Consider the following 19,243-nt stretch of genomic DNA (forward strand, 5'->3'; position numbering starts at 1 on the left):
CATCGCCGGCACCGTCCCGGCGGCGACGCCGCCCAGTGCGCCGCGCCCTACTCGGCGTCGAGCGCCTCGACCGCCGCCTCGACGTCCCCGGTTCGCCGACGGGCGGCGGAAACCGACCGCTCGGCCGTCTTCCGGGCCAGCTTGCGTCGGCTGACCTCCTGCTCGGCGTCGGCCCGTCGCCGTTCCGCCTCGGCCAGGGCCCGTTCGGCTTCGGCCAGCGCGGCGGCGCCGGCCCGCTCGGCCGTCTCGGCCCGGCTCAGGTCCGCCTCCGCCCGCCGCTGCTCGGTACGGGCGCTCGCGAGTTCCCGTACCAGGGTGCGACGCAGGCCGGCCCGCTCGGCCGCCGCCCGCTTCTCGGCCGCCCGCTCGGCGGCGGTCTGCTCGGCGGCCGGGGGCGCTGCGGCTGACCGGCCGGGGGCCGACGGGCCGCCGGGTCGTCCGGACGTCGTCCGCTGCCCTCGGGACGGTGGCGCCGGCAGGGACAGTTCCGGTCCGCCGGCGACCAGGCGCAGCTGCGGCCGGGGCACCTCGCCGAATCCGGCGTAGCTGGCGGCCCGGACCAGCCGGCCGGACCGTACCTGTTCGGCGACGTCCAGGTCGGCGAGGGCGGCCTGGAGGGTCGTCTCCACCTCGGCCAGCGGCAGCTTGCCCGCCGCGAGCCGGGCGTCGGCCTCGGTCGCCAGCGCCCGCGCCCGCGCGACCAGGGCGGAGACCGTGGCCCGCCGTCGGGCGGAGAGTTCCCGCAGTTGCGGGCCGCGCAGTTCGCGCTGGGCGGTACGCAGCGCGTCGGCGAGGTCGACCAGGTCGGCGACGAGTTCGGGCCGGCGGATGGCGAGCAGGTTCACCATCCAGGCGGCGACTGTCGGCTTGCGCAGCCGGCCGATCTGTCGGGCGGTGGCCTCGTCGCCGGCCGCCCGCGCCACGGCGACCGCCTCGGTCCGGGCGGCGACGAAACCGTCCGGCGGGGCGGTGTAGAGCCGTTCGACGAGATCATCAGCCATGGGCGGAGCCCCGTACCGGTCGCGTCGACACCGGTCGGCGAACCGCTCCGGGCGGGATCACCCGACCTCCGACCGGCCGGGTGCTGTCGTCGTCGGCCGACTTCGACCACGACCGCGTGTCCAGTTCGGACGATTCGACCGGGTGGCTGTGGCCGGTGCACCGCATCGTGACTCCTCGACAACCGAATCGTGACGTCCCCCAGCGCAGTCTGCCGGAACCGGCGCGCGACCGCCCCGCGTCTGAGCAAGACCCGCTACGGGGAGACACCAATCGGAGGACTCATGCGCGAGACGACGCGAGGACGATGGGGCGGGATGCTGGGCGCGGCGGGGCTGGTCGCCGTACTGGCGCTGACCGGGTGCAGCTCGGGTGAGGACACGACCGCCACCAGTACCGCCGCCGGTTCGGCCGCCGACGCCGACCAGAACCGGGACTTCCAGGAGGAGGCCGGGGCAGCCCCGCAGGCCGGCGAGCCGGCGGCGAAGCCGGGCGCGGAGGTGCCGTCGGACCTGCGGGTGGACCAGCGGTCGATCATCTACACCGGTTCGATGACGGTCCGGGTCAAGGAGGTCGAACGGGCCGCCGCCGAGGCGGTCACGATCACGACCGGTGCCGGTGGCTTCGTCGGCGGCGACCAGCGGACCAGCGACACCGGTGACGCCCAGGCGTCGCTGACGTTGCGGGTGCCGGCGGACCGGTTCACCTCGGTGGTCGACGCGTTGGCCAAGCTCGGCCGCCAGGAACGGCGGGAGATCAAGACCCAGGACGTCACCGAGGAGACGCTGGACCTGGAGGCGCGGATCAGCACCCAGCAGGCTCGGGTGGAGAGCGGACGGCGGTTGCTGGCACAGGCCAAGTCCCTCACCGACCTGGTACTGCTGGAGGGCGAGCTGGCAAAGCGGGAGGCCGACCTGGTGGCGCTCCAGGCCCGGCAGCGCCGGCTGAGCGACCTGACCGCGCTCTCCACCATCACCGTACGGCTGGTCGGCCCGGAGGCCGTGGTGGAGGACGAGGAGGAGCCGAGCGGCTTCCTGGACGGGCTGCGCGGCGGCTGGGAGGCGTTGCTCGGCACGCTGCGGGTGGTGCTGATCGTGGTCGGCGCGCTGCTGCCGTGGCTGATCGTGGTCGGCGTACCGGCGCTGGCGGTGATCTGGCTGGTCCGGCGGCACCGCCGACGGCGTACGGCGGCATCGGTCGGAGCAGCCGCGAGCCAGCCGGCCCCGGTGGTGCCCGCGCCCCGCACCGAACCACCGGCCGGTGTTCCGGCCGACCCCACCGACTGACCCGGGGTGCCGATCGCCGCCGGGTGATGCCCCGGCGGCGATCGGAGGGTCAGCCCAGGTACGCCGAGAGGGCTCCGTCGCCGCCCGACCTCGACCCGTTGCGGTTGCCGCTGGCCAGCCGCCACGGCCCGTCGAGCACCCACGCCCGGATCTGCTCGTCGGTGGCGAGTACGTCCTTGCGCACGTCGTACACCAGGTGTCGGGGCAGGTTCGGCGGGTCACCGCGCCGCGAGCCCCTGAACGGCATCACCGGCAGCAGCAGCGGGTAGTCGATGTCCCCGTTGCCGTTGCTCAGCCCGACCTTCCGCTCCAGGAAGGCGCGGATCCGGCGCCGTACGTCCTCGACCTCGGCCAGCGGAGCCAGCCCCGGATCGGGCACGCTCTCGTCGATGATCCCGTCCAGTGACGGGCGCTTCCAGATGAGCTGGAACGCGGGCCGTTCCACGGCGACACCCCGGTCCCACGGGCGGGGGCTCATCGAGAGCACGTCGTACGTGTGGTGGTGGTAGACGGTGCCACGGCTGTCCATCGACTCCAGCACCTCGTCCACCGCGCCCAGCCACGGCAGCAGCGCCTCGTGCCGCAGGTCCCGGCCCCGCCGCCGCAGGTAAGCGCGGTACAGCTCGGCGCTGCCCACGTACGGGTCGTTGGGCAGCTGCCCCTCGACGCTTTCCCGGTTCGCGTCGATCAGCAGGCGGGACAGGTGGAAGCCGGCCACCGCGACGCCCTCGGCCGCCCCGGACCGGACGTCGTCGACCAACCGCCGGTAGATCGCGCCGGTGCCGAGGTCGACGTTCTGGTGCACCAGGTCGGCCAGCGGCGCGAAGTTCTCCGGGTCGATCTCCTCGATCAGGTCGACCGGGAGTTCGGTGCCACCGTGCGGGACGATGTGCAGCTCGGTGATCGGACCACGGGTGCTGCTGACGATCGTGCCGGCACCGAACCGCTGTTTGCGGTGGTGCGGGCCGGCCGTCGACGAAGGACCATCGAGATGGGCGTGGCCGCAGTCGACGCACTGGTGTTCGCGCTGCTGCCGCAGGAACGGCGACGCTGCGCCCGTACTGTCCAGCTCGGCCGTTATCACGCTTTGGCGCACGACCGTTCCTCCTCTTCTCAGAGCGCCCCGCGAAGCCGCGCGAGTTGCGCACGTTGGATGTGGTTCACCGGAACGGGCCCCACAACCCGTCAGCGGTCGACCGGGGAGGCTTGGTGCCGCCCACTGCCACCGGCGATCCGACCGCTTGCCGCACGCGCTATTCCCGGTCGGTCCCGACCGCCCGCCGCCCACCGGGGAAGGCCACCAGGGCGATGTGCGTCATGACCCGGATGCCGTAGCCGATGGCCCGCTCGTCCACGTCGAAGCCGGGGTGGTGCAGGTCCGAGCCGGGGCCGCCGGTGCCGAGGCGGAACATCGCCCCGGGTACGTGTTCGAGGTAGAACGAGAAGTCCTCCCCGCCCATGCTGACCGCCGCTTCGAGCACCTGTTCCGGGCCGAGCGCGCGGCCGGCGGCGGTGGCGATCGTCTCGGTGGCCCGCTGGTCGTTGACCACGGGCGGGAAGCCCCGGTGGTAGCTGATGTCGGCCTTCGCCCCGGTGCCGGCGAGCGCGTCCCGGATCAGCTCGGGCACCAGGTCGGGCGCCTGGCGCCAGGCGTCCTTGCTGAGGGTACGGATGGTTCCCCGGACCAGGCCCTCGGACGGGATCGTGTTGTAGGCGGTTCCGGCGTGGGCCGCCGCCCAGACGACCGACAGCGGCGTACGCGGGTCCATCCGGCGGCTGAGCAGTCCGGGCACGTCGACGATGAGCCGTCCGAGCGCGTACACCAGATCGGTGGTGAGGTGCGGGCGGGCGGTGTGTCCACCCGTGCCGTTGAGCGTCACCTCGACCATGTCGCAGGCCGCGGTCATCGCCCCGGTCCGTACGCCGACCACTCCGGTGGGCAGCTGCGGCGCGCAGTGCAGGGCGTAGATCGCCGACACCTCGTCGAGCCCGCCCGCGTCGATGACCTCCGGCGCCCCGGACGGGAACGACTCCTCGGCCGGCTGGAAGATCAGCCGGATCCGGCCGTCGAACCGGCCCTCGGCGACGAGCCGGGCGAGCAGCAGGCCGGTGCCGAGCAGGACGGTGGTGTGCACGTCGTGTCCGCAGGCGTGGCAGACACCGTCGACGGTGGACCGGTACGGCACGTCCTTGATGTCGCTGAGCGGCAGCGCGTCGATGTCGGCCCGCAGGGCGACCACCGGGCCGGTCGACCGGCCGGCGATGTCGCAGATGACCCCGTTCCCCTTGGGCAGCAGTCGGGGTTGCAGACCGGCGGCGGAGAGCTCGCGGACGATCAGCGCGGCGGTGCCGAACTCCTGCCCGGACAGTTCGGGATGCGCGTGGATGAAGCGGCGGGTGGCCACCAGGTCCGGCAGCCGGAGCGCCAGCAACCGGTCGAGCTCGTACGGAAGGGGCGTGGCCCCGGGCGGCGGCGGCTCCGGCGGGGGCGACGCCAGCGGGCTGCCCGACGGCAGCGTCAACGCACTCGTCACGTCGGATTCTCGATCACTATGGATGGGATGGGACTCGGACAGCCTAGACCTCCGACGGTGACGCTGCGCAACATCAATACGGTAGTGATCGGACCGCGTAGCGTCACGTATGTCCTGGTAGGAGCGTTCGGGATGCTTCGGTCCGGTCCGAGGGTCGCCCTCAAATACCAGCATGTGCCCCCTCACCTCCTACAACGCGTGACGGTTACGCCGGTCACGTACACCGATCGGGACGGCCGCGATCACGCCCGAATTGCCGGAACTTCGACGCTGACAACCACCCATGGCCGACCGGCGGACCGGGCTGGGGGGACGCGACCGTGACCCTGACATACCCCGCTCACCCCCTTACGCACACCGTGTCCGTCAACGCACGCTTCGCCACGTCATTAGATACACTGCGTCCGGAATTGCGTACGTTAAGTGAGTGAGTTGATACGGATGGACGAGTTCCGAAGAAGGCACGCCGGGTTGGCTTTCCCTACCGGTGCCACAACCCGCAAGATAGGGGGGATGTGTCCCATGCCCCTCGATTTTTCCCGGCGGCCTTTCCTGTGACTCAGATTCCGACGTGGAGTGGCGGACCAGTCAGCCCCACCAGCGGACGTGCAGCTCCCGGCGCCACCATCGGCGGTAGATACTCGCTGCGGGCAGCGGTCGGCCATGGCGGCATGGGCACGGTGTGGCGCGCGGCCGACACCCTGCTCCGCCGCGACGTTGCCGTCAAAGAGGTCGTGCTGCCGCCGGGGCTCGCCCCCAGCGACCGCGACGCGATGTACGAACGCACCCTGCGGGAGGCCCGTGCGGCCGCCGCCCTGCAACACCCGGCCGTGGTGCAGGTCTACGACGTCGTCACCGAGGGCGGCCGGCCCTGGATCGTGATGGAGCTGCTCGACGCGCGCAGCCTCGCCGACATGGTGATCGAGGACGGGCCGCTCGCCCCCCGCGCGGTAGCCAAGATCGGCATCGCGCTGCTCGGCGCCCTTGAGGTGGCGCACGCGATCGGCGTACTGCACCGGGACGTCAAGCCGGCGAACGTGCTGATCGCCTCCGACGGCCGGTGCGTACTGACCGACTTCGGGGTGGCCCGGATGCCCACCGACGTCCAGCTCACCACCCCCGGCATGGTGCTCGGCTCCCCGCACTTCATCTCCCCGGAACGCGCCATGGGCAGCGACTTCGGCCCGCCCAGCGACCTGTTCTCGCTCGGCGTCACGCTCTACACCGCGGTGGAGGGACGACCCCCGTTCGACCGGGGCGATCCGATCGAGACCATGCACGCCGTGGTCGAGGACCCGCCGGCGCCGCCGATCCGCTCCGGGCCGCTGACCGACGTGCTGATGGGTCTGCTGGAGAAGGACCCGGCCCGCCGGTTCGACGTCGACACCTCGCGCAACATGCTGCGCGAACTGCTCGCCGGCCCGCTGGCCAGCAACGCCGCCGGGCACCTGGTGACCGACCCGTACTCGGTCGTGCCGGCTCAGCGGGCGCCCTGGCAGCCGCCGACGCCGCCTGCGGCCCCGCAGCCCACCGGCCAGATCGGCGGCTCGGCGATGCTCGCACCCGGCGAGTCGCTCACCGACCGGCTCGCCCAGCTGCGCAAGTCCGGCGGCAAGGCCGGCCACGGCTCGACGCGCTCCGGCACCGGCCCGGACGAGACCAGCACCGGCCGGGCGCTCAGCACCCCGACCGGTGCGATGCCGGCCGCCGGACGCTGGGACGAGAGCGGCCCGGCGATCTACGGCACGCCGGGCGGCAGCTCCGGCACCTACGGCGGCTCCCGCTCCGGCGGCGCCGTCGGCAACGCGGTCACCGGAGCCCGCCGGCTCGGCGAGGGCGTCCTCACCACGGTCAAGGGCTGGCCACGCAAGATGCAGCTCGCCGCCGCCGGTGGCGTGGTGCTGATCCTGGTGATCAGCATCATCGCCCTCTCCGGCGGCGAACCGGATCCGGCCCCCACCACACCGCAGGCCGGACCGAGCCCCACCGCGCCGGCCGGTCCCACCTTCCCGGTCCAGACGCACGCCGAACGCGGCATCTCGGTCAACGTGCCCGAAGGCTGGAAGAAGAACGCACCCAACGGCGCCGTCTACATCGACTTCACCGACCCCGCCGACGCCGGCCGCCGGGTCCGGGTGCTGATCGAGAAGGCCACCAGCAACCCGACACCGACCAAGTTCCTGGAAGCCGCCGGGGGCCAACTGGCGAAGCCGGGATCGAAGTCCTGCGCCAAGCCCTACGCCCAGGTCGGGCTCAACGACGTCGAGATCGGCGGCAAGCCGGCCGGCGAACTGGAGTACACCTGCGGCGAGGGTGACGCCAAACGGCACGGCGTCTGGCGGGCGATCATCCAGGACGGCAAGGCGTACGAGTTCTACCTCACCACCCCGGAAGCCCGGTTCGCGGAGAGCAAGCCGATCTTCGACGAGATGGTGCGTACCTTCGCCATCACCGGCGCCGGCTGACCTACCGAACGGGGGACCCTCATCGGCCGGGTCCCCCGCCGTGCTATCAAGTCCGGGTGACGGCGAACCCGAACGACCCCGACGACCTGCGCACCCTGGCCGAGGCCTGGCTGGCCGACGATCCCGACCCGGCCACCCGCGACGAACTGCGGGACCTGGTCGACCGGCTGCCGGGAACCGCCGCCGAGCTGGCCGACCGGTTCGCCGGCCCACTCACCTTCGGCACCGCCGGGCTGCGCGGCCCGCTGCGCGCCGGCCCGAACGGGATGAACCTCGCCGTCGTCAGCCGGGCCGCCGCCGGGCTGGTCGGCTGGCTCGCCGCCCGCGCCGCCACCGGACCGCTGGTGATCGGGTACGACGCCCGCCACGGCTCCCGTACGTTCGCCGAACGGACCGCCCAGATCGCCACCGGTGCCGGACGGCCCGCGCTGCTGCTCCCCGGACCGCTGCCCACCCCGGTCCTCGCGTACGCGGTCCGGGCGCTCGGCGCGGCGGCCGGGGTGATGGTCACCGCCAGCCACAACCCGCCGCAGGACAACGGCTACAAGGTCTACCTCGGCGCCGAACTCGGCGGTGTGCGGGGCGCCGGGGCGCAGATCGTGCCGCCGGCCGACGTCGAGATCGAGGCCGCCATCCGCGCGGTCGGGGCACTGCACGAGGTGCCGCTCGGCCCGGCCGGCGAGGTGCTCGGCGACGACCTCGTCACCGCGTACGTGGCCGCCTCGGCGGCGGTGCTCGACCCGGACGGCCCCCGGCAGCTGAAGGTGGCGTACACGCCGCTGCACGGGGTCGGTGCGGCCGTGTTCACCGCCGCCTTCGCCCGCGCCGGCTTCGGCATCCCCGGCATCGTCGCCGAGCAGGCCGAACCGGACCCCGACTTCCCCACCGTCGCGTTCCCGAACCCGGAGGAGCCGGGCGCCACCGACCTGCTGCTCGCCCTCGCCGGGAAGATCGACGCCGACCTGGCCATCGCCAACGACCCGGACGCCGACCGGTGCGCGGTCGCGGTCCGGGGCGGCGACGGGCAGTGGCGCATGCTGCGCGGCGACGAACTGGGGGTGCTGCTCGCCGACCGGCTGATCCGGCGCGGCGTCACCGGCCTCTACGCCACCACGATCGTCTCCTCCTCGCTGCTGCGCGCCATCTGCGCCGCCCGGCGACTGCCGTACGACGAGACGCTGACCGGGTTCAAGTGGATCGTCCGGGCCGAATCCGGCGACACCCCACTGGTCTACGGCTACGAGGAGGCGCTCGGCTACTGCGTCGCCCCCGACCTGGTACGCGACAAGGACGGCATCACCGCCGCGCTGACCGTCGCCGAACTCGCCGCCGATCTGAAGGCCGAGGGTCGTACGCTGCTCGACCGGCTCGACGAACTCGCCGCCGAGTTCGGTGTGCACCTGACCGACCAGCTCTCGGTGCGCGTCGACGACCTGCGGGAGATCCGGGACCTGATGGACCGGATCCGGGCCAGCACCCCGACCACCCTGCTCGACGCGCCGGTGACCTCGGTGCAGGACCTGCTCCCCGAGGCCGACGTGGTCATCCTGCGCACCGACACCGCGCGGGTGGTGATCCGCCCGTCGGGCACCGAGCCGAAGCTGAAGGCGTACCTGGAGGTGGTGGCACCGGTCGACGGCCCGGACGTGGCCGGCGCCCGGCAGTCCGCCACCGCCGCGCTCGCCGCGCTGCGCACCGAGATCGGCGCGGCGCTCGGTCTGCACTGACCGCCGGGCCGGGCCCACCACCTAAGCTCACGACCAGTCGTTACAGCAGGTGTGCTCGCACGCCGCTGTTACGCACTCGTCCCGACCATCCTCCGGCGACGCCTCCACCGGCGCCTCCCCTTCGACCGCCAGGTACGCCTCGCCCGCTGGCTGAGCCGGCCGGGCGGGACCCTCGCGGTCACCGTGCGCCAGTGGTACGACGACCGGTCCGAACGCGACACCGACCGGCGCTGGGTCCACCTCGACGGGCGCCGGGTGGCCGCCGTCGTCGACCCCGACGCCACCCCGCTCCGCGCCCACCAGGGCAACCTGGACCGGGTGCTGGCGGCGCTCGCCGAAGCCGGCGTCGAACACTTCGCCATCCCGCACCACCGGGGGCTGCGCAGCCGGGTCGGTGTGCCGGCCAGCCAGCGCACCGAGGCACTGCTGGCGATCGCCGCGCTCCCCGGCGTCCTGGTCGGACGCCCCGGCCGTACGGCGGTACGCCCGCGCCCCGGCCGGCGCGGCCCACGGCGCCTGCGGCGGGCCGACGTGCTGCTGGTCTACCGTCCGCTCTGGACCGGCGACCACCTCGCCTACGGTGCCGCCTACGCCTGTGAGCTGGAATTCTGGAGCGGTGGCGACGGCCGGCTCACCGCACCCCGACCGAACGCGCTCTCCCGGAGCCTGCCCAGCTACCGGCCGAACGTCCGGGTGCCGGGCGCCTCGCTGAACCCGTTCGTGCCGGCCGGCTACCACGCCCGCTACCCGGTCCGGGCCGACTTCGCCGGGGTGGGCGCCGACGCGATCACCTTCCCGATCGACGCCGTCTACACCTGGTACGACGGCACCGACCCGCACTGGCGGTCGCGTCACCAGGCCGCACAGCACCACCTCGGCCCGGACGGTACGCAGACCGTCGACGAACCCCACCGCCCCGACCGGGACGAGTTGCGGTACTCGCTGCGTTCACTGCACATGTACGCGCCCTGGCTGCGGCACATCTACCTGGTCACCGACGGTCAGGTGCCGCGCTGGTTGGACGTACGCCAACCGGGCCTGACCGTGGTGGGTCACCGGGACCTGTTCGGCGGTGACGCCGTCCTGCCCACCTTCAACCCGTACGCGGTCGAGTCGGTCCTGCACCTCATCCCCGGTCTCGCCGAACACTTCCTCCACCTCGACGGCAACGTCCTGCTCGGCCGGCCGCTGCTACCCGCCACGTTTTTCCACCCGAACGGCCTGACCAGGTTCTTCCCGTCCCGTACGGCACAGATCGACCTCGGCGATCCGGCGTACACCGATCCGCCGGTCACCGCCGCCGCCAAGAACAACCGCCGGATCATCAACCGCCGGTTCGGCCGGGTGATCACCCAGCACATGAAGCAGGCCCCGCACCCGCTGCGCCGGTCGATGCTCGCCGAGATCTGCGCCGCCGTCAGCGAGGAACTCGCCAACACCCGGCGCCACCAGTTCCGGCACCCCGGCGACGTCAGCCTCGCCACGGCGCTGCACCACCACTGGTCGTACCTGCGGGGGACGGCGGTGCCCGGCCGACTGCGCCACCTCCGCGTCGACCCGGCCGACCCGCAGGCTCCACTCTGGCTCAACCACCTGCTGAACCAGCGGGACCACGACGCCATCTGCCTGGACGACACGTCTCCCGCCGGGGCCGACCGGGTCCGGGCGGACGCGACCGTGCGGACCTTCCTCTCCGGCTACCTCCCGGTCCGGTCCCCCTGGGAGGTGACCGCCGAGGTGGAAGCGGAACGCGCCCACCAGACCGCCACCGAACTGGCCCACCTGCTCCAGCCGGCCACGAACCCCGCCGGCCCGGTCCCCCTCGTCAAGAGGCGCCTCCCACCCAGCCTCAGCGGGGCGCGCCCAACGCGGCCGTGATCGCCTTCGCCAGGGCGTCGATCACCAGGGCCACCGACGGACGGACCGTCGACTCCTCCAGGCCCACCTCCCCGGTGAAGCCGGCCCCACCGGCGATCTCCGCCAACCGTCGGCGCGCGTCGGTCAGCGCCGGGCCGGACAGTCCGAGGCTCGGCTCCATCCGGCTCGCCGCGACCAGGGCGGCCAGTGCCGCCGTACGCTCGTCCGGCGTCTGCTCACCAACCAGCGCGACCGCCAACCGGCCCCGGATCTCCGCCTCCAGCGACGGGTCCGCCACCGGATAGCGGTGCACGTGGATGTGCCCGAGCGCGGTCTCGTCGACGTCCCGGACCACTCCCCGGGCGACCAGGTCGGCCAGGATCCGGTCCCGCAGTCCGTGTCGCAGCCGCTGCACCCACGAGGCCGGCGTGTGCGGGGTGTCCGCCGCGATCCGCCCCAGCACCTCGTCGTTGATCGGGTTCCCCGTCGGCAGCGCTTCGCTCGCCACGATCGAGCCATGGGCGTACGCGACCCGGCCGGCCAGTGCCAGGTCCACCAGGACCCCGGCGGCCATCGCGAGGTCGAGCCCGATCCGCGATCCGGTCGCTTTGCCCGACTCGTCGTCGTACGCGAGCAACAGCAGTTCTTCGGCCAGCGTCACACCAGTCATGGCCCGAGACGGTAGTCGGTCCGCGCACCGGCGCGCGGGTCGCCCGGCCCGCCCCGCCCCGGCGCGCCGTAGGGTGACCCGGTGCAGGCCATTCTCGCCACGCTGGGCTACGTCCTCTCCCCGGACGGCCGCCGGGTACTGATGATCCGGCGCGACACCCGCCCCGACGACCTGCACTTCGGCTACTACAACGGGCTGGGCGGCAAGCTCGAACCCGGCGAGGACGTGGTCACCGGCATGCGGCGGGAGATCCGCGAGGAGGCCGGTCTCGAATGCGAGGCGCTGGAACTCGCCGGCACCATCTCCTGGCCCGGTTTCGGCCGCAGCGGCGAGAACTGGTTCGGTTTCCTGTTCCGGATCACCCGCTGGTCCGGCACCCCGTACGAAAGCTGCCCCGAGGGCACCCTGATCTGGACCGACCTCGCCGACATCCTCGCCGCCCGGGTCCCCGTGCGGCCCACCGACCAGAACTTCCTCCCCCTGCTCTTCGCCCCCCACCCCCACCCCTTCCACGCCTCCCAACCCTTCACCCAGGGCACCCCCGGCCCCTGGACCCACTCCCTCACCACCCCACCACCGTCTCCGCCCCACCCCCACCCCCGCACCCCGCCCCCTAATACAGAGAAAGAGTGCCTATCCCCGCAGGAATAACCACTCTTTCTCTACAAGAGCGCGGACCCCCGGCCGGCTTTGAGCACAACCCACGTCGCGAGTCGACCGAGCGCCGCCGCGGTGACTTCGTCCGAGGACGGCGAGGCGAAGCCTTCGCCGCCCGGAGGGCGAAGTCACCGCACTGGGCGGCGCGAAGCGGAGCGAGCCGCGACGGCGGAGCCGTCGCCAGCCAGCAGGTTTTAGACGACAGCTTCGCTGGCGTCTAAAACCTGGGCATGCCGCCGAACTGGCGGTCGCCGGCGTCGCCGAGGCCGGGGACGATGAACTTGCGTTCGTCGAGCTGCTCGTCGATGGCGGCGGTGACCAGGCGCAGGGGCAGGCCAGAGCGATCGAGGCGGTCGATGCCGTCGGGGGCGGCGAGGACGCAGATGACGGTGATGTCGGTGCACCCCCGGTCGGCCAGCAGTCGGCAGCAGTGTTCGAGCGAGCCGCCGGTGGCGAGCATCGGGTCGAGCACCAGCACCGGGCGCCCGGTGAGATCACGGGGGAGTGATTCCATGTAGGCGCGCGGTTCGAACGTGTGCTCGTCGCGGGCGAGGCCGACGAAGCCCATGGACGATTCGGGGAGCAGCGCGAGGGCGGCGTCGGCCATCCCGAGGCCGGCCCGGAGTACGGGTACCAGCAGCGGCGGGTTGGCCAGCCGGATGCCGTCGGTCTGCGCGACCGGGGTCTGGATCGGGTACCGGACGATCGGGAACGAGCGCGCGGCCTCGTACACCAGGGTGGTGGTGAGTTCGTGTAGGGCGGCGCGGAATGACGCCGCGTCGGTACGGGCATCGCGCATCGCGGTGAGCCGCGTCTGGGCGACAGGATGATCAACGACGAGTACGTCCACGATCGCTCAACCTACCGAATGCGCCGATCGGATGGGCGGGACCGGGTCGACTGGCCCATTCCGCCTCTCTCCGGACGGCGTGTGCGGCCTGCCCGTGGGCGGCGTGCTGGTAGACGTCGCAGATGGCGGCGGCGTACCGCTCGGGGGTGTGTTCGGCGGCCCGGTCGGCGGCGAGTTCGCCGAGTCGCCGGGCGGCGGCCGGGTCGGTGAGCAGCCGGAGCAGGGCGGCGCCGAAGCCGGCGGCGGTCGGGGCGGCGCAGTCGGCGGCACCGGCGAGGGGACCGTGCCGGTGCAGGACCGGGTCGACGAGTACGGCGGGTACCCCGGCGAGCGCCGCTTCCTGGAGGACGAGTGCCTGGGTGTCGGTGCCCGAGGGGAAGGCGAGCACGTCGGCGGCCCCGTACGCGGCGGCGACCGTGGTCGGTGGTTGCTGCCCGATGACGGTGGTCCGGGCGGCGACGGCGGGCCCGACGGTGCGGAGCAGTTCGGCCAGCCAACGGGGCTCGTAGATCGCCCCGACCAGCACCAGCCGTGCCCGGGGGCAGTCGGCGAGCAGTGCGGCGAAGGCGTTGATGAGCAGGTCGACGCCCTTTTCCCGGTTGACCCGGCCGACGAAGAGGATGACCTTGTCAGCGGGGTCGATGCCGTGCGTGCTCCGGAACGCGGCGACCTCGGCGGCCGTGGTGCGGCGGGCGGCGACCCCGGTCGGGACGAGGAAGACCCGGTCGGCGGGGACCGGCAGGCTGATCCGGTCGAGGACGGCCCTGGTCGGCACCACGACCGCGTCGGCGTCGCCGAGCAGGAGCAGGTTGGTGGCGTCGAGGGCGGCCCGGCGACGCAGGGCGGCCGGGTCCTGCGGGGACGGTTCGGGGCCGCCCTGGTCCGGTCGCGGGCCGGGGCTGCCCTGGTCCGGTCGGAAGCCGACGGCCGGTCGGGGTACGCCGAGCCGGTGGGCGTAGAGGCGGACGGCGCCGCGCAGCGCCCTGGTCGGTACCCGGTACGCGTCGACGTACGCGTGCAGGTCGGTGTGGTACGTCTGGACCAGCGGCAGCCCGAGTCGCCGGGCGGTGAGTACGCCGAGCAGTCCGACCGGTCCGGGGGTGTGCACGTGCACGATCTCCGGCGCGGTGGCGGCGATTTCGGCGATGGTGCCGGTGGCGGTGGCGCCGTGCAGCAGCCAGGGCGACAGGCGCAGGTCGGCGACGCCGCAGGGCAGTGCCCGCAGCCGCATCAGGTCGGGTTCGCCGGCCTGGCCGGGGTGCCGGGGCACGACGGTCAGACCGGGGTACCCCCGGTCGGCCAGCGCCCGCACGAGGGTGCGGATGGAGCTGACCACCCCGTCGCGACGGGGCAGGTAGGTATCGGTGAAGTGCACTGCTCGCACGCCGAGGACGGTGGGGGTTCGGTGCCAACAGCGGATGTCGCTGGTTCGACCGGGCGGTGAAGTCTGGCGGTCCGGTGCGACCGGTGAGCAAGATCACAACATCGCGCGGGTGCGTAGACTTGCCGCCATGACGGCGACAACGACGTCGGCGCGGTCCGACCTCTCCGAACTGGGACGGTCCGAGGCCACGCTGCGCACCTTCCTGCACGGCCTGCCGGGGGTGGACCAGGTCGGCGCGCAGCAGCGGGCGGCCATGCTCGGCACCCGTTCGATCAAGACGACGGCCAAGGCATGGGCGATCGACCTGGCGATCCGCATGGTCGACCTGACCACGCTGGAGGGCGCCGACACCCCCGGCAAGGTGCGGGCGCTCAGCGCCAAGGCGCAGCGGCCCGACCCTGCCGACCCGTCCTGCCCGGCGGTCGCCGCCGTCTGCGTCTACCCGGCGATGGTTCCGGTGGCGGCGGAGGCCCTGGCCGGCTCGGGGGTGCACCTGGCGAGCGTGGCGACCGCCTTCCCGTCGGGGCAGGCGCCGCTTGAGGTGAAGCTCGCCGACACCGCGGCGGCGGTCGCAGCCGGTGCCGACGAGATCGACATGGTGATCAACCGGGGCGCCTTCCTCTCCGGCCGCTACCGCGAGGTCTACGACGAGATCGTGGCCGTGAAGGCGGCCTGCGGCGACGCCCACCTGAAGGTCATCCTGGAGACCGGCGAGCTGGCGACGTACGACAACGTGCGGCGGGCCTCCTGGCTGGCGATGCTGGCCGGCGGGGACTTCATCAAGACCTCCACCGGCAAGGTTCCGGTCGCCGCCACCCTGCCGGTCACGCTGATCATGCTGGAGGCGGTCCGCGACTTCCGCGACGCCACCGGGCGTCAGGTCGGGGTCAAGCCGGCCGGCGGTATCCGGACCACCAAGGACGCGATCAAGTACCTGGTCACGGTCAACGAAACGGCCGGCGAGGACTGGCTGTCGCCGGACTGGTTCCGGTTCGGCGCCTCGACGCTGCTCAACGATCTGCTGATGCAGCGCACCAAACTGACCACCGGCACCTACCCCGGTCCCGACTACTTCACCCTGGACTGATCATGGCTGGCTTCGAGTACGCGCCGGCGCCGGAGTCGCGGTCCGTGGTGGACCTGCGCCCGTCGTACGGCCTCTTCATCGACGGGAAGTTCGTCGACCCGACCGACGGCAGCGCGTTCAAGTCGGTCAACCCCGCCACCGAGGAGGTGCTGGCCGAGGTCGCCGAGGCCGGCCCCGGTGACGTGGACCGGGCGGTACGCGCGGCACGCAAGGCGTACAAGAAGGTCTGGGGTCCGATGTCGGGCCGCGACCGGGCCAAGTACCTGTACCGGATCGCCCGGATCATCCAGGAACGGGGCCGGGAACTGGCGGTGCTGGAGTCGCTGGACAACGGCAAACCGATCCGCGAGTCCCGCGACACCGACATCCCGCTGGTCGCCGCGCACTTCTTCTACTACGCCGGCTGGGCGGACAAACTGACCCACGCCGGTTTCGGGCCGGACCCGCGCCCGGTCGGCGTCGCCGGCCAGGTCATCCCGTGGAACTTCCCGCTGCTGATGCTCGCCTGGAAGATCGCCCCGGCGCTGGCCGCCGGCAACACGGTGGTGCTGAAGCCGGCCGAGACCACCCCGCTGACCGCGCTGCTCTTCGCCGAGATCTGCCAGCAGGCCGACCTGCCGCCGGGCGTGGTCAACATCGTCACCGGTGCCGGCGAGACCGGCCGGGCGCTGGTCGAACACCCCGGCGTGGACAAGGTCGCGTTCACCGGCTCGACCGAGGTCGGCCGCGCGATCGCCCGCTCGGTCGCCGGCAGCCGCAAGAAGGTCACCCTGGAACTCGGCGGCAAGGCCGCCAACATCGTCTTCGACGACGCCCCGATCGACCAGGCGGTCGAGGGGATCGTCAACGGCATCTTCTTCAACCAGGGGCACGTCTGCTGCGCCGGCTCCCGCCTGCTGGTCCAGGAATCGGTCTACGAGCCGGTGTTGGAGTCGCTGAAGCGGCGGATGGCCCGGCTGCGGGTCGGCGACCCGCTGGACAAGAACACCGACATCGGCGCGATCAACTCCGCCGCGCAGCTCGACCGGATCCGGGAACTCTCCGAGGTCGGCAGCGCCGAGGGGGCCCAGCGCTGGTCGCCGCCGTGCGAGCTGCCGGATCGCGGTTTCTGGTTCGCCCCGACCATTTTCACCGGGGTCACCCAGGCACACCGGATCGCCCGCGAGGAGATCTTCGGGCCGGTGCTGTCGATCCTCACCTTCCGCACGCCGGCCGAGGCCGTCGAGAAGGCCAACAACACGCCGTACGGGCTGTCGGCCGGGATCTGGACCGACAAGGGTTCCCGGATCCTGTGGATGGCCGACCGGCTGCGCGCCGGGGTGGTCTGGGCGAACACGTTCAACAAGTTCGACCCGACCTCGCCGTTCGGCGGGTTCAAGGAGTCGGGCTACGGTCGCGAGGGCGGCCGGCACGGGCTGGAGGCGTACCTCGATGTCTGAGACTGTGGACCGGCCCCGGCTGGCGGTGCGCAAGACGTACAAGCTGTTCGTCGGCGGGAAGTTCCCCCGCAGTGAGTCGGGACGGTCGTATCTCGTGCAGGACTCGAACGTGGCGCTCGCCTCCCGCAAGGACGTACGCGACGCCGTGGTGGCGGCCCGTGCGGCGGTGAAGGGGTGGGCAGGGGCGACCGCGTACAACCGGGGTCAGATCCTCTACCGGGTGGCCGAGATGTTGGAGGGGCGGCGGGACCAGTTCGTCGCCCTCGGCCTGGACGCCGCCGAGGTGGACGAGGCGATCGACCGCTGGGTCTGGTACGCCGGCTGGGCCGACAAGATCACCCAGGTGTACGGCAGCGCCAACCCGGTCGCCGGCCCGTACTTCAACCTCTCCAGCCCGGAGCACACCGGCGTGGTGGGTGTGGTCGCGCCGACCGACTCGGCGCTGCTCGGGCTGGTCAGTGTCGTCGCTCCGGCGATCGTGACCGGCAACACGGTGGTGGTGCTGGCGGCCGAGCAGGCACCGCTGGCGGCGATCACCCTGGCCGAGGTGCTGGCCACCTCGGACCTGCCCGGTGGCGTGGTCAACCTGCTCACCGGTCGGCCCGCCGAGACCGCGCCGTGGCTCGCCTCGCACGCCGACGTCAACGCGATCGACCTGACCGGCGTCGACGACCCGGAGCTGGCCCGCACCCTGGAGGAGGCGGCGGCCGGCAACCTGAAGCGGGTGCTCCGTCCCCCGGCGCAGCCCACCGACTGGACCGCCGACCCCGGCCTGCGCCGGATGACAGCCCTCCTGGAAACCAAAACCGTCTGGCACCCCAAGGGCACCTAACCCCACCCGCCGGCGCCCACCCGCCGGCGCCCGCCCGCTCGCTCGCTCGCGACAGATGTAGAGAAAGAGTGCCTATTCCGCTTCGGATGGGCACTCTTTCTCTACATGAGGCGCCCCTTGGTGGGGGTGGGGGGCTACGACGGGGGGTAGTAGGGTTGGGGGGTGACGCGACTGGGTGATCTCGAACGTGCGGTGATGGACGTGCTGTGGGATCGGGCCGGCGGTTTGGCCAGCGGCGCGGGGGTCACGGTGCGGGAGGTCGCCGAGGCGCTGAGCGAGCGCGAGCTGGCGTACACGACGGTGATGACGGTGCTCGATCGACTGGCCGGCAAGGGCATGGTCGAGCGGGAGCGCGAGGGCCGGGCCTGGAGTTACCGGCCGGCGGCCACCCGTGAGGCGCACATCGCCCGGCTGATGCTGGACGCGCTCGACCTCGCCGGCAGCCGGGACGCCGCCCTGGTGCGGTTCGCCCGGTCGGTCACCGGCACCGAGGCCGAGGTGCTGCGGGCGGCCCTGACCGACGAGGCCGCGGACCGGCAGGGCTAGGGCCATGACGTACGCCGCTCATCTCGCCGGTACGGCCGTGGCGTGCTATCTCATGGCCACCGTTCTGCTGCGGTCCACCTGGACCTGGCGCAGCCCACGGGTAGCGATCCTCTCCTGGCAGGCGATCGGGCTGGCGCTCGGGCTCTGCGCGATCGGGCTGCCGATGGCGATCGGGCTCGCGCCCTACCGGGAAGGGCTGGGCGACTCCCTGCTGCACCTGGGCCGCGACCTGTGGCACGGGACCCTGCCGGCCGGGCTGGGGGTGACCCAGCTCGCCCTGGTCGGGGTCGGTTTCGGGGTGGCCACCGCCCTGCTCGGCTCGACCGTACGCGGCCTGGTCAGCGCCGTACGCGCGCAGACCCGGCACCGGCAGTTGCTCGACCTGGTCGGTCGGGACGATCCGGCCGCACCGGGCGCGCTGGTGCTCGACCACCCGAGTGCGGCGGCGTACTGCCTGCCGGGGATGCGCCCGACGGTGGTGGTCAGCGCCGGCACCCTGGACCTGCTGGACCGGACCGAGCTGGCGGCGGTGCTCACCCACGAGCGGGCGCACGCCGACGAGCGGCACGACCTGGTGCTGCTGCCGTTCACCGCGCTCTGCCGGGCGCTGCCGCTGGTGGGTTGGCTGCGGCAGGCGTCGGAGACGGTGGCGCTGCTGGTGGAGATGCGGGCCGACGACAAGGCGCGGCGGCTGCACGCGGAGGGGCCGCTGGCGAACGCGCTGCTCCGGTTCGCCACCGCCGGCTCGCGGGTGGCCCCGGCCGGGGCGCTCGGCCTGGCCGACGCGCATTTGGACGCGCGGGTGCAGCGCCTACTGGTCGCCGGTCCCCGCCCGTGGGTACGTGGCCTGGCCAGTCTCGCCGTCGCGACGACCCTGGTGGCGCTGCCGGTCACGTTGTTCTTCGCCTGA

General features: G+C 72.9%; 16 protein-coding genes. 10 read left to right on the top strand and 6 right to left on the bottom strand.

Annotated features, from left to right (window positions below; all coding sequences use genetic code 11):
* Positions 1 to 47: 47 nt before the first annotated feature.
* Entirely contained in the window at positions 48 to 1,001 is a 954-nt protein-coding gene (locus ACZ6QQ_RS21340) for a hypothetical protein (protein ID WP_465878330.1), read from the bottom strand.
* A 282-nt stretch (positions 1,002 to 1,283) separates the two neighbouring features.
* Here ACZ6QQ_RS21340 and ACZ6QQ_RS21345 point away from each other — a divergent pair, with 282 nt between their 5' ends.
* The gene (locus tag ACZ6QQ_RS21345; RefSeq protein WP_465878331.1) at positions 1,284 to 2,285 is read left to right on the top strand and encodes a DUF4349 domain-containing protein; all 1,002 of its coding nucleotides are present in this window, start codon (positions 1,284 to 1,286) and stop codon (positions 2,283 to 2,285) included.
* Positions 2,286 to 2,334: 49 nt separating this feature from the next.
* Here ACZ6QQ_RS21345 and ACZ6QQ_RS21350 read toward each other — a convergent pair whose 3' ends face one another.
* Together ACZ6QQ_RS21350 and ACZ6QQ_RS21355 are read right to left on the bottom strand one after the other, a co-directional pair.
* On the bottom strand, positions 2,335 to 3,381 hold the full coding sequence (locus ACZ6QQ_RS21350; RefSeq protein ID WP_465878332.1) for a hypothetical protein: 1,047 nt from the start codon (positions 3,379 to 3,381) through the stop codon (positions 2,335 to 2,337).
* Between the two features lie 157 nt (positions 3,382 to 3,538).
* Positions 3,539 to 4,819, bottom strand: a complete 1,281-nt coding sequence (locus tag ACZ6QQ_RS21355; RefSeq protein WP_465878333.1) for an amidohydrolase — start codon at positions 4,817 to 4,819, stop codon at positions 3,539 to 3,541.
* 554 nt (positions 4,820 to 5,373) lie between these two features.
* Between ACZ6QQ_RS21355 and ACZ6QQ_RS21360 the strand changes: the two genes are divergently transcribed.
* The 3 genes from ACZ6QQ_RS21360 to ACZ6QQ_RS21370 are packed head-to-tail and all read left to right on the top strand — an operon-like array spanning position 5,374 to position 10,889.
* Positions 5,374 to 7,284, top strand: a complete 1,911-nt coding sequence (locus ACZ6QQ_RS21360) for a protein kinase domain-containing protein (protein ID WP_465878335.1) — start codon at positions 5,374 to 5,376, stop codon at positions 7,282 to 7,284.
* A 56-nt stretch (positions 7,285 to 7,340) separates the two neighbouring features.
* Entirely contained in the window at positions 7,341 to 9,011 is a 1,671-nt protein-coding gene (locus tag ACZ6QQ_RS21365) for a phospho-sugar mutase (protein ID WP_465878336.1), read from the top strand.
* 51 nt (positions 9,012 to 9,062) lie between these two features.
* Positions 9,063 to 10,889 carry a stealth conserved region 3 domain-containing protein gene (locus ACZ6QQ_RS21370; RefSeq protein WP_465878337.1) on the top strand — a complete coding sequence of 609 codons (1,827 nt, stop codon included), beginning with the start codon at positions 9,063 to 9,065 and terminating at the stop codon, positions 10,887 to 10,889.
* Here ACZ6QQ_RS21370 and ACZ6QQ_RS21375 read toward each other — a convergent pair.
* Entirely contained in the window at positions 10,861 to 11,538 is a 678-nt protein-coding gene (locus tag ACZ6QQ_RS21375) for a GOLPH3/VPS74 family protein (protein WP_465878338.1), read from the bottom strand. The two genes, ACZ6QQ_RS21370 and ACZ6QQ_RS21375, sit on opposite strands and share 29 nt — an antisense overlap.
* Before the next feature lie 81 nt (positions 11,539 to 11,619).
* Between ACZ6QQ_RS21375 and ACZ6QQ_RS21380 the strand changes: the two genes are divergently transcribed.
* Positions 11,620 to 12,189 carry an NUDIX hydrolase gene (locus ACZ6QQ_RS21380; protein WP_465878340.1) on the top strand — a complete coding sequence of 190 codons (570 nt, stop codon included), beginning with the start codon at positions 11,620 to 11,622 and terminating at the stop codon, positions 12,187 to 12,189.
* A 223-nt stretch (positions 12,190 to 12,412) separates the two neighbouring features.
* On the opposite strand, the gene upp is transcribed toward ACZ6QQ_RS21380, so the two are convergent.
* Both upp and ACZ6QQ_RS21390 read right to left on the bottom strand, forming a co-directional pair.
* Positions 12,413 to 13,045, bottom strand: a complete 633-nt coding sequence (gene upp, locus ACZ6QQ_RS21385; protein ID WP_465878341.1) for a uracil phosphoribosyltransferase — start codon at positions 13,043 to 13,045, stop codon at positions 12,413 to 12,415.
* Positions 13,026 to 14,429: a glycosyltransferase gene (locus tag ACZ6QQ_RS21390; protein ID WP_465878342.1), complete on the bottom strand. Its 1,404-nt coding sequence runs from the start codon at positions 14,427 to 14,429 to the stop codon at positions 13,026 to 13,028. Before ACZ6QQ_RS21390 ends, upp begins: the two co-directional genes overlap by 20 nt.
* A 127-nt stretch (positions 14,430 to 14,556) precedes the next feature.
* On the opposite strand from ACZ6QQ_RS21390, the gene deoC reads away from it, so the two are divergent.
* From deoC to ACZ6QQ_RS21415, 5 genes are all read left to right on the top strand, one after another.
* Positions 14,557 to 15,516, top strand: coding sequence for a deoxyribose-phosphate aldolase (gene deoC / locus ACZ6QQ_RS21395; RefSeq protein ID WP_465878344.1), 960 nt, complete (start codon positions 14,557 to 14,559; stop codon positions 15,514 to 15,516).
* A gap of 2 nt (positions 15,517 to 15,518) precedes the next feature.
* Positions 15,519 to 16,955: an aldehyde dehydrogenase family protein gene (locus tag ACZ6QQ_RS21400; RefSeq protein ID WP_465878346.1), complete on the top strand. Its 1,437-nt coding sequence runs from the start codon at positions 15,519 to 15,521 to the stop codon at positions 16,953 to 16,955.
* Positions 16,948 to 17,787, top strand: coding sequence for an aldehyde dehydrogenase family protein (locus tag ACZ6QQ_RS21405; protein ID WP_465878348.1), 840 nt, complete (start codon positions 16,948 to 16,950; stop codon positions 17,785 to 17,787). Before ACZ6QQ_RS21400 ends, ACZ6QQ_RS21405 begins: the two co-directional genes overlap by 8 nt.
* Positions 17,788 to 17,949: 162 nt before the next feature.
* A complete protein-coding gene (locus tag ACZ6QQ_RS21410) occupies positions 17,950 to 18,333 on the top strand; it encodes a BlaI/MecI/CopY family transcriptional regulator (protein ID WP_465878350.1) in 384 nt (127 codons plus the stop codon).
* A 4-nt stretch (positions 18,334 to 18,337) separates the two neighbouring features.
* Positions 18,338 to 19,243, top strand: a complete 906-nt coding sequence (locus ACZ6QQ_RS21415; protein ID WP_465878351.1) for a M56 family metallopeptidase — start codon at positions 18,338 to 18,340, stop codon at positions 19,241 to 19,243.

This window comes from Micromonospora sp. NPDC049529 (assembly GCF_055586685.1).

Coding starts and splice junctions, on each gene's coding strand:
- ACZ6QQ_RS21415 (WP_465878351.1), top strand. CDS start 18,338: ATGACGTACGCCGCTCATCTCGCCGGTACGGCCGTGGCGTGCTATCTC.
- ACZ6QQ_RS21375 (WP_465878338.1), bottom strand. CDS start 11,538: ATGACTGGTGTGACGCTGGCCGAAGAACTGCTGTTGCTCGCGTACGAC.
- ACZ6QQ_RS21345 (WP_465878331.1), top strand. CDS start 1,284: ATGCGCGAGACGACGCGAGGACGATGGGGCGGGATGCTGGGCGCGGCG.
- ACZ6QQ_RS21405 (WP_465878348.1), top strand. CDS start 16,948: ATGTCTGAGACTGTGGACCGGCCCCGGCTGGCGGTGCGCAAGACGTAC.
- deoC (WP_465878344.1), top strand. CDS start 14,557: ATGACGGCGACAACGACGTCGGCGCGGTCCGACCTCTCCGAACTGGGA.
- ACZ6QQ_RS21400 (WP_465878346.1), top strand. CDS start 15,519: ATGGCTGGCTTCGAGTACGCGCCGGCGCCGGAGTCGCGGTCCGTGGTG.
- ACZ6QQ_RS21340 (WP_465878330.1), bottom strand. CDS start 1,001: ATGGCTGATGATCTCGTCGAACGGCTCTACACCGCCCCGCCGGACGGT.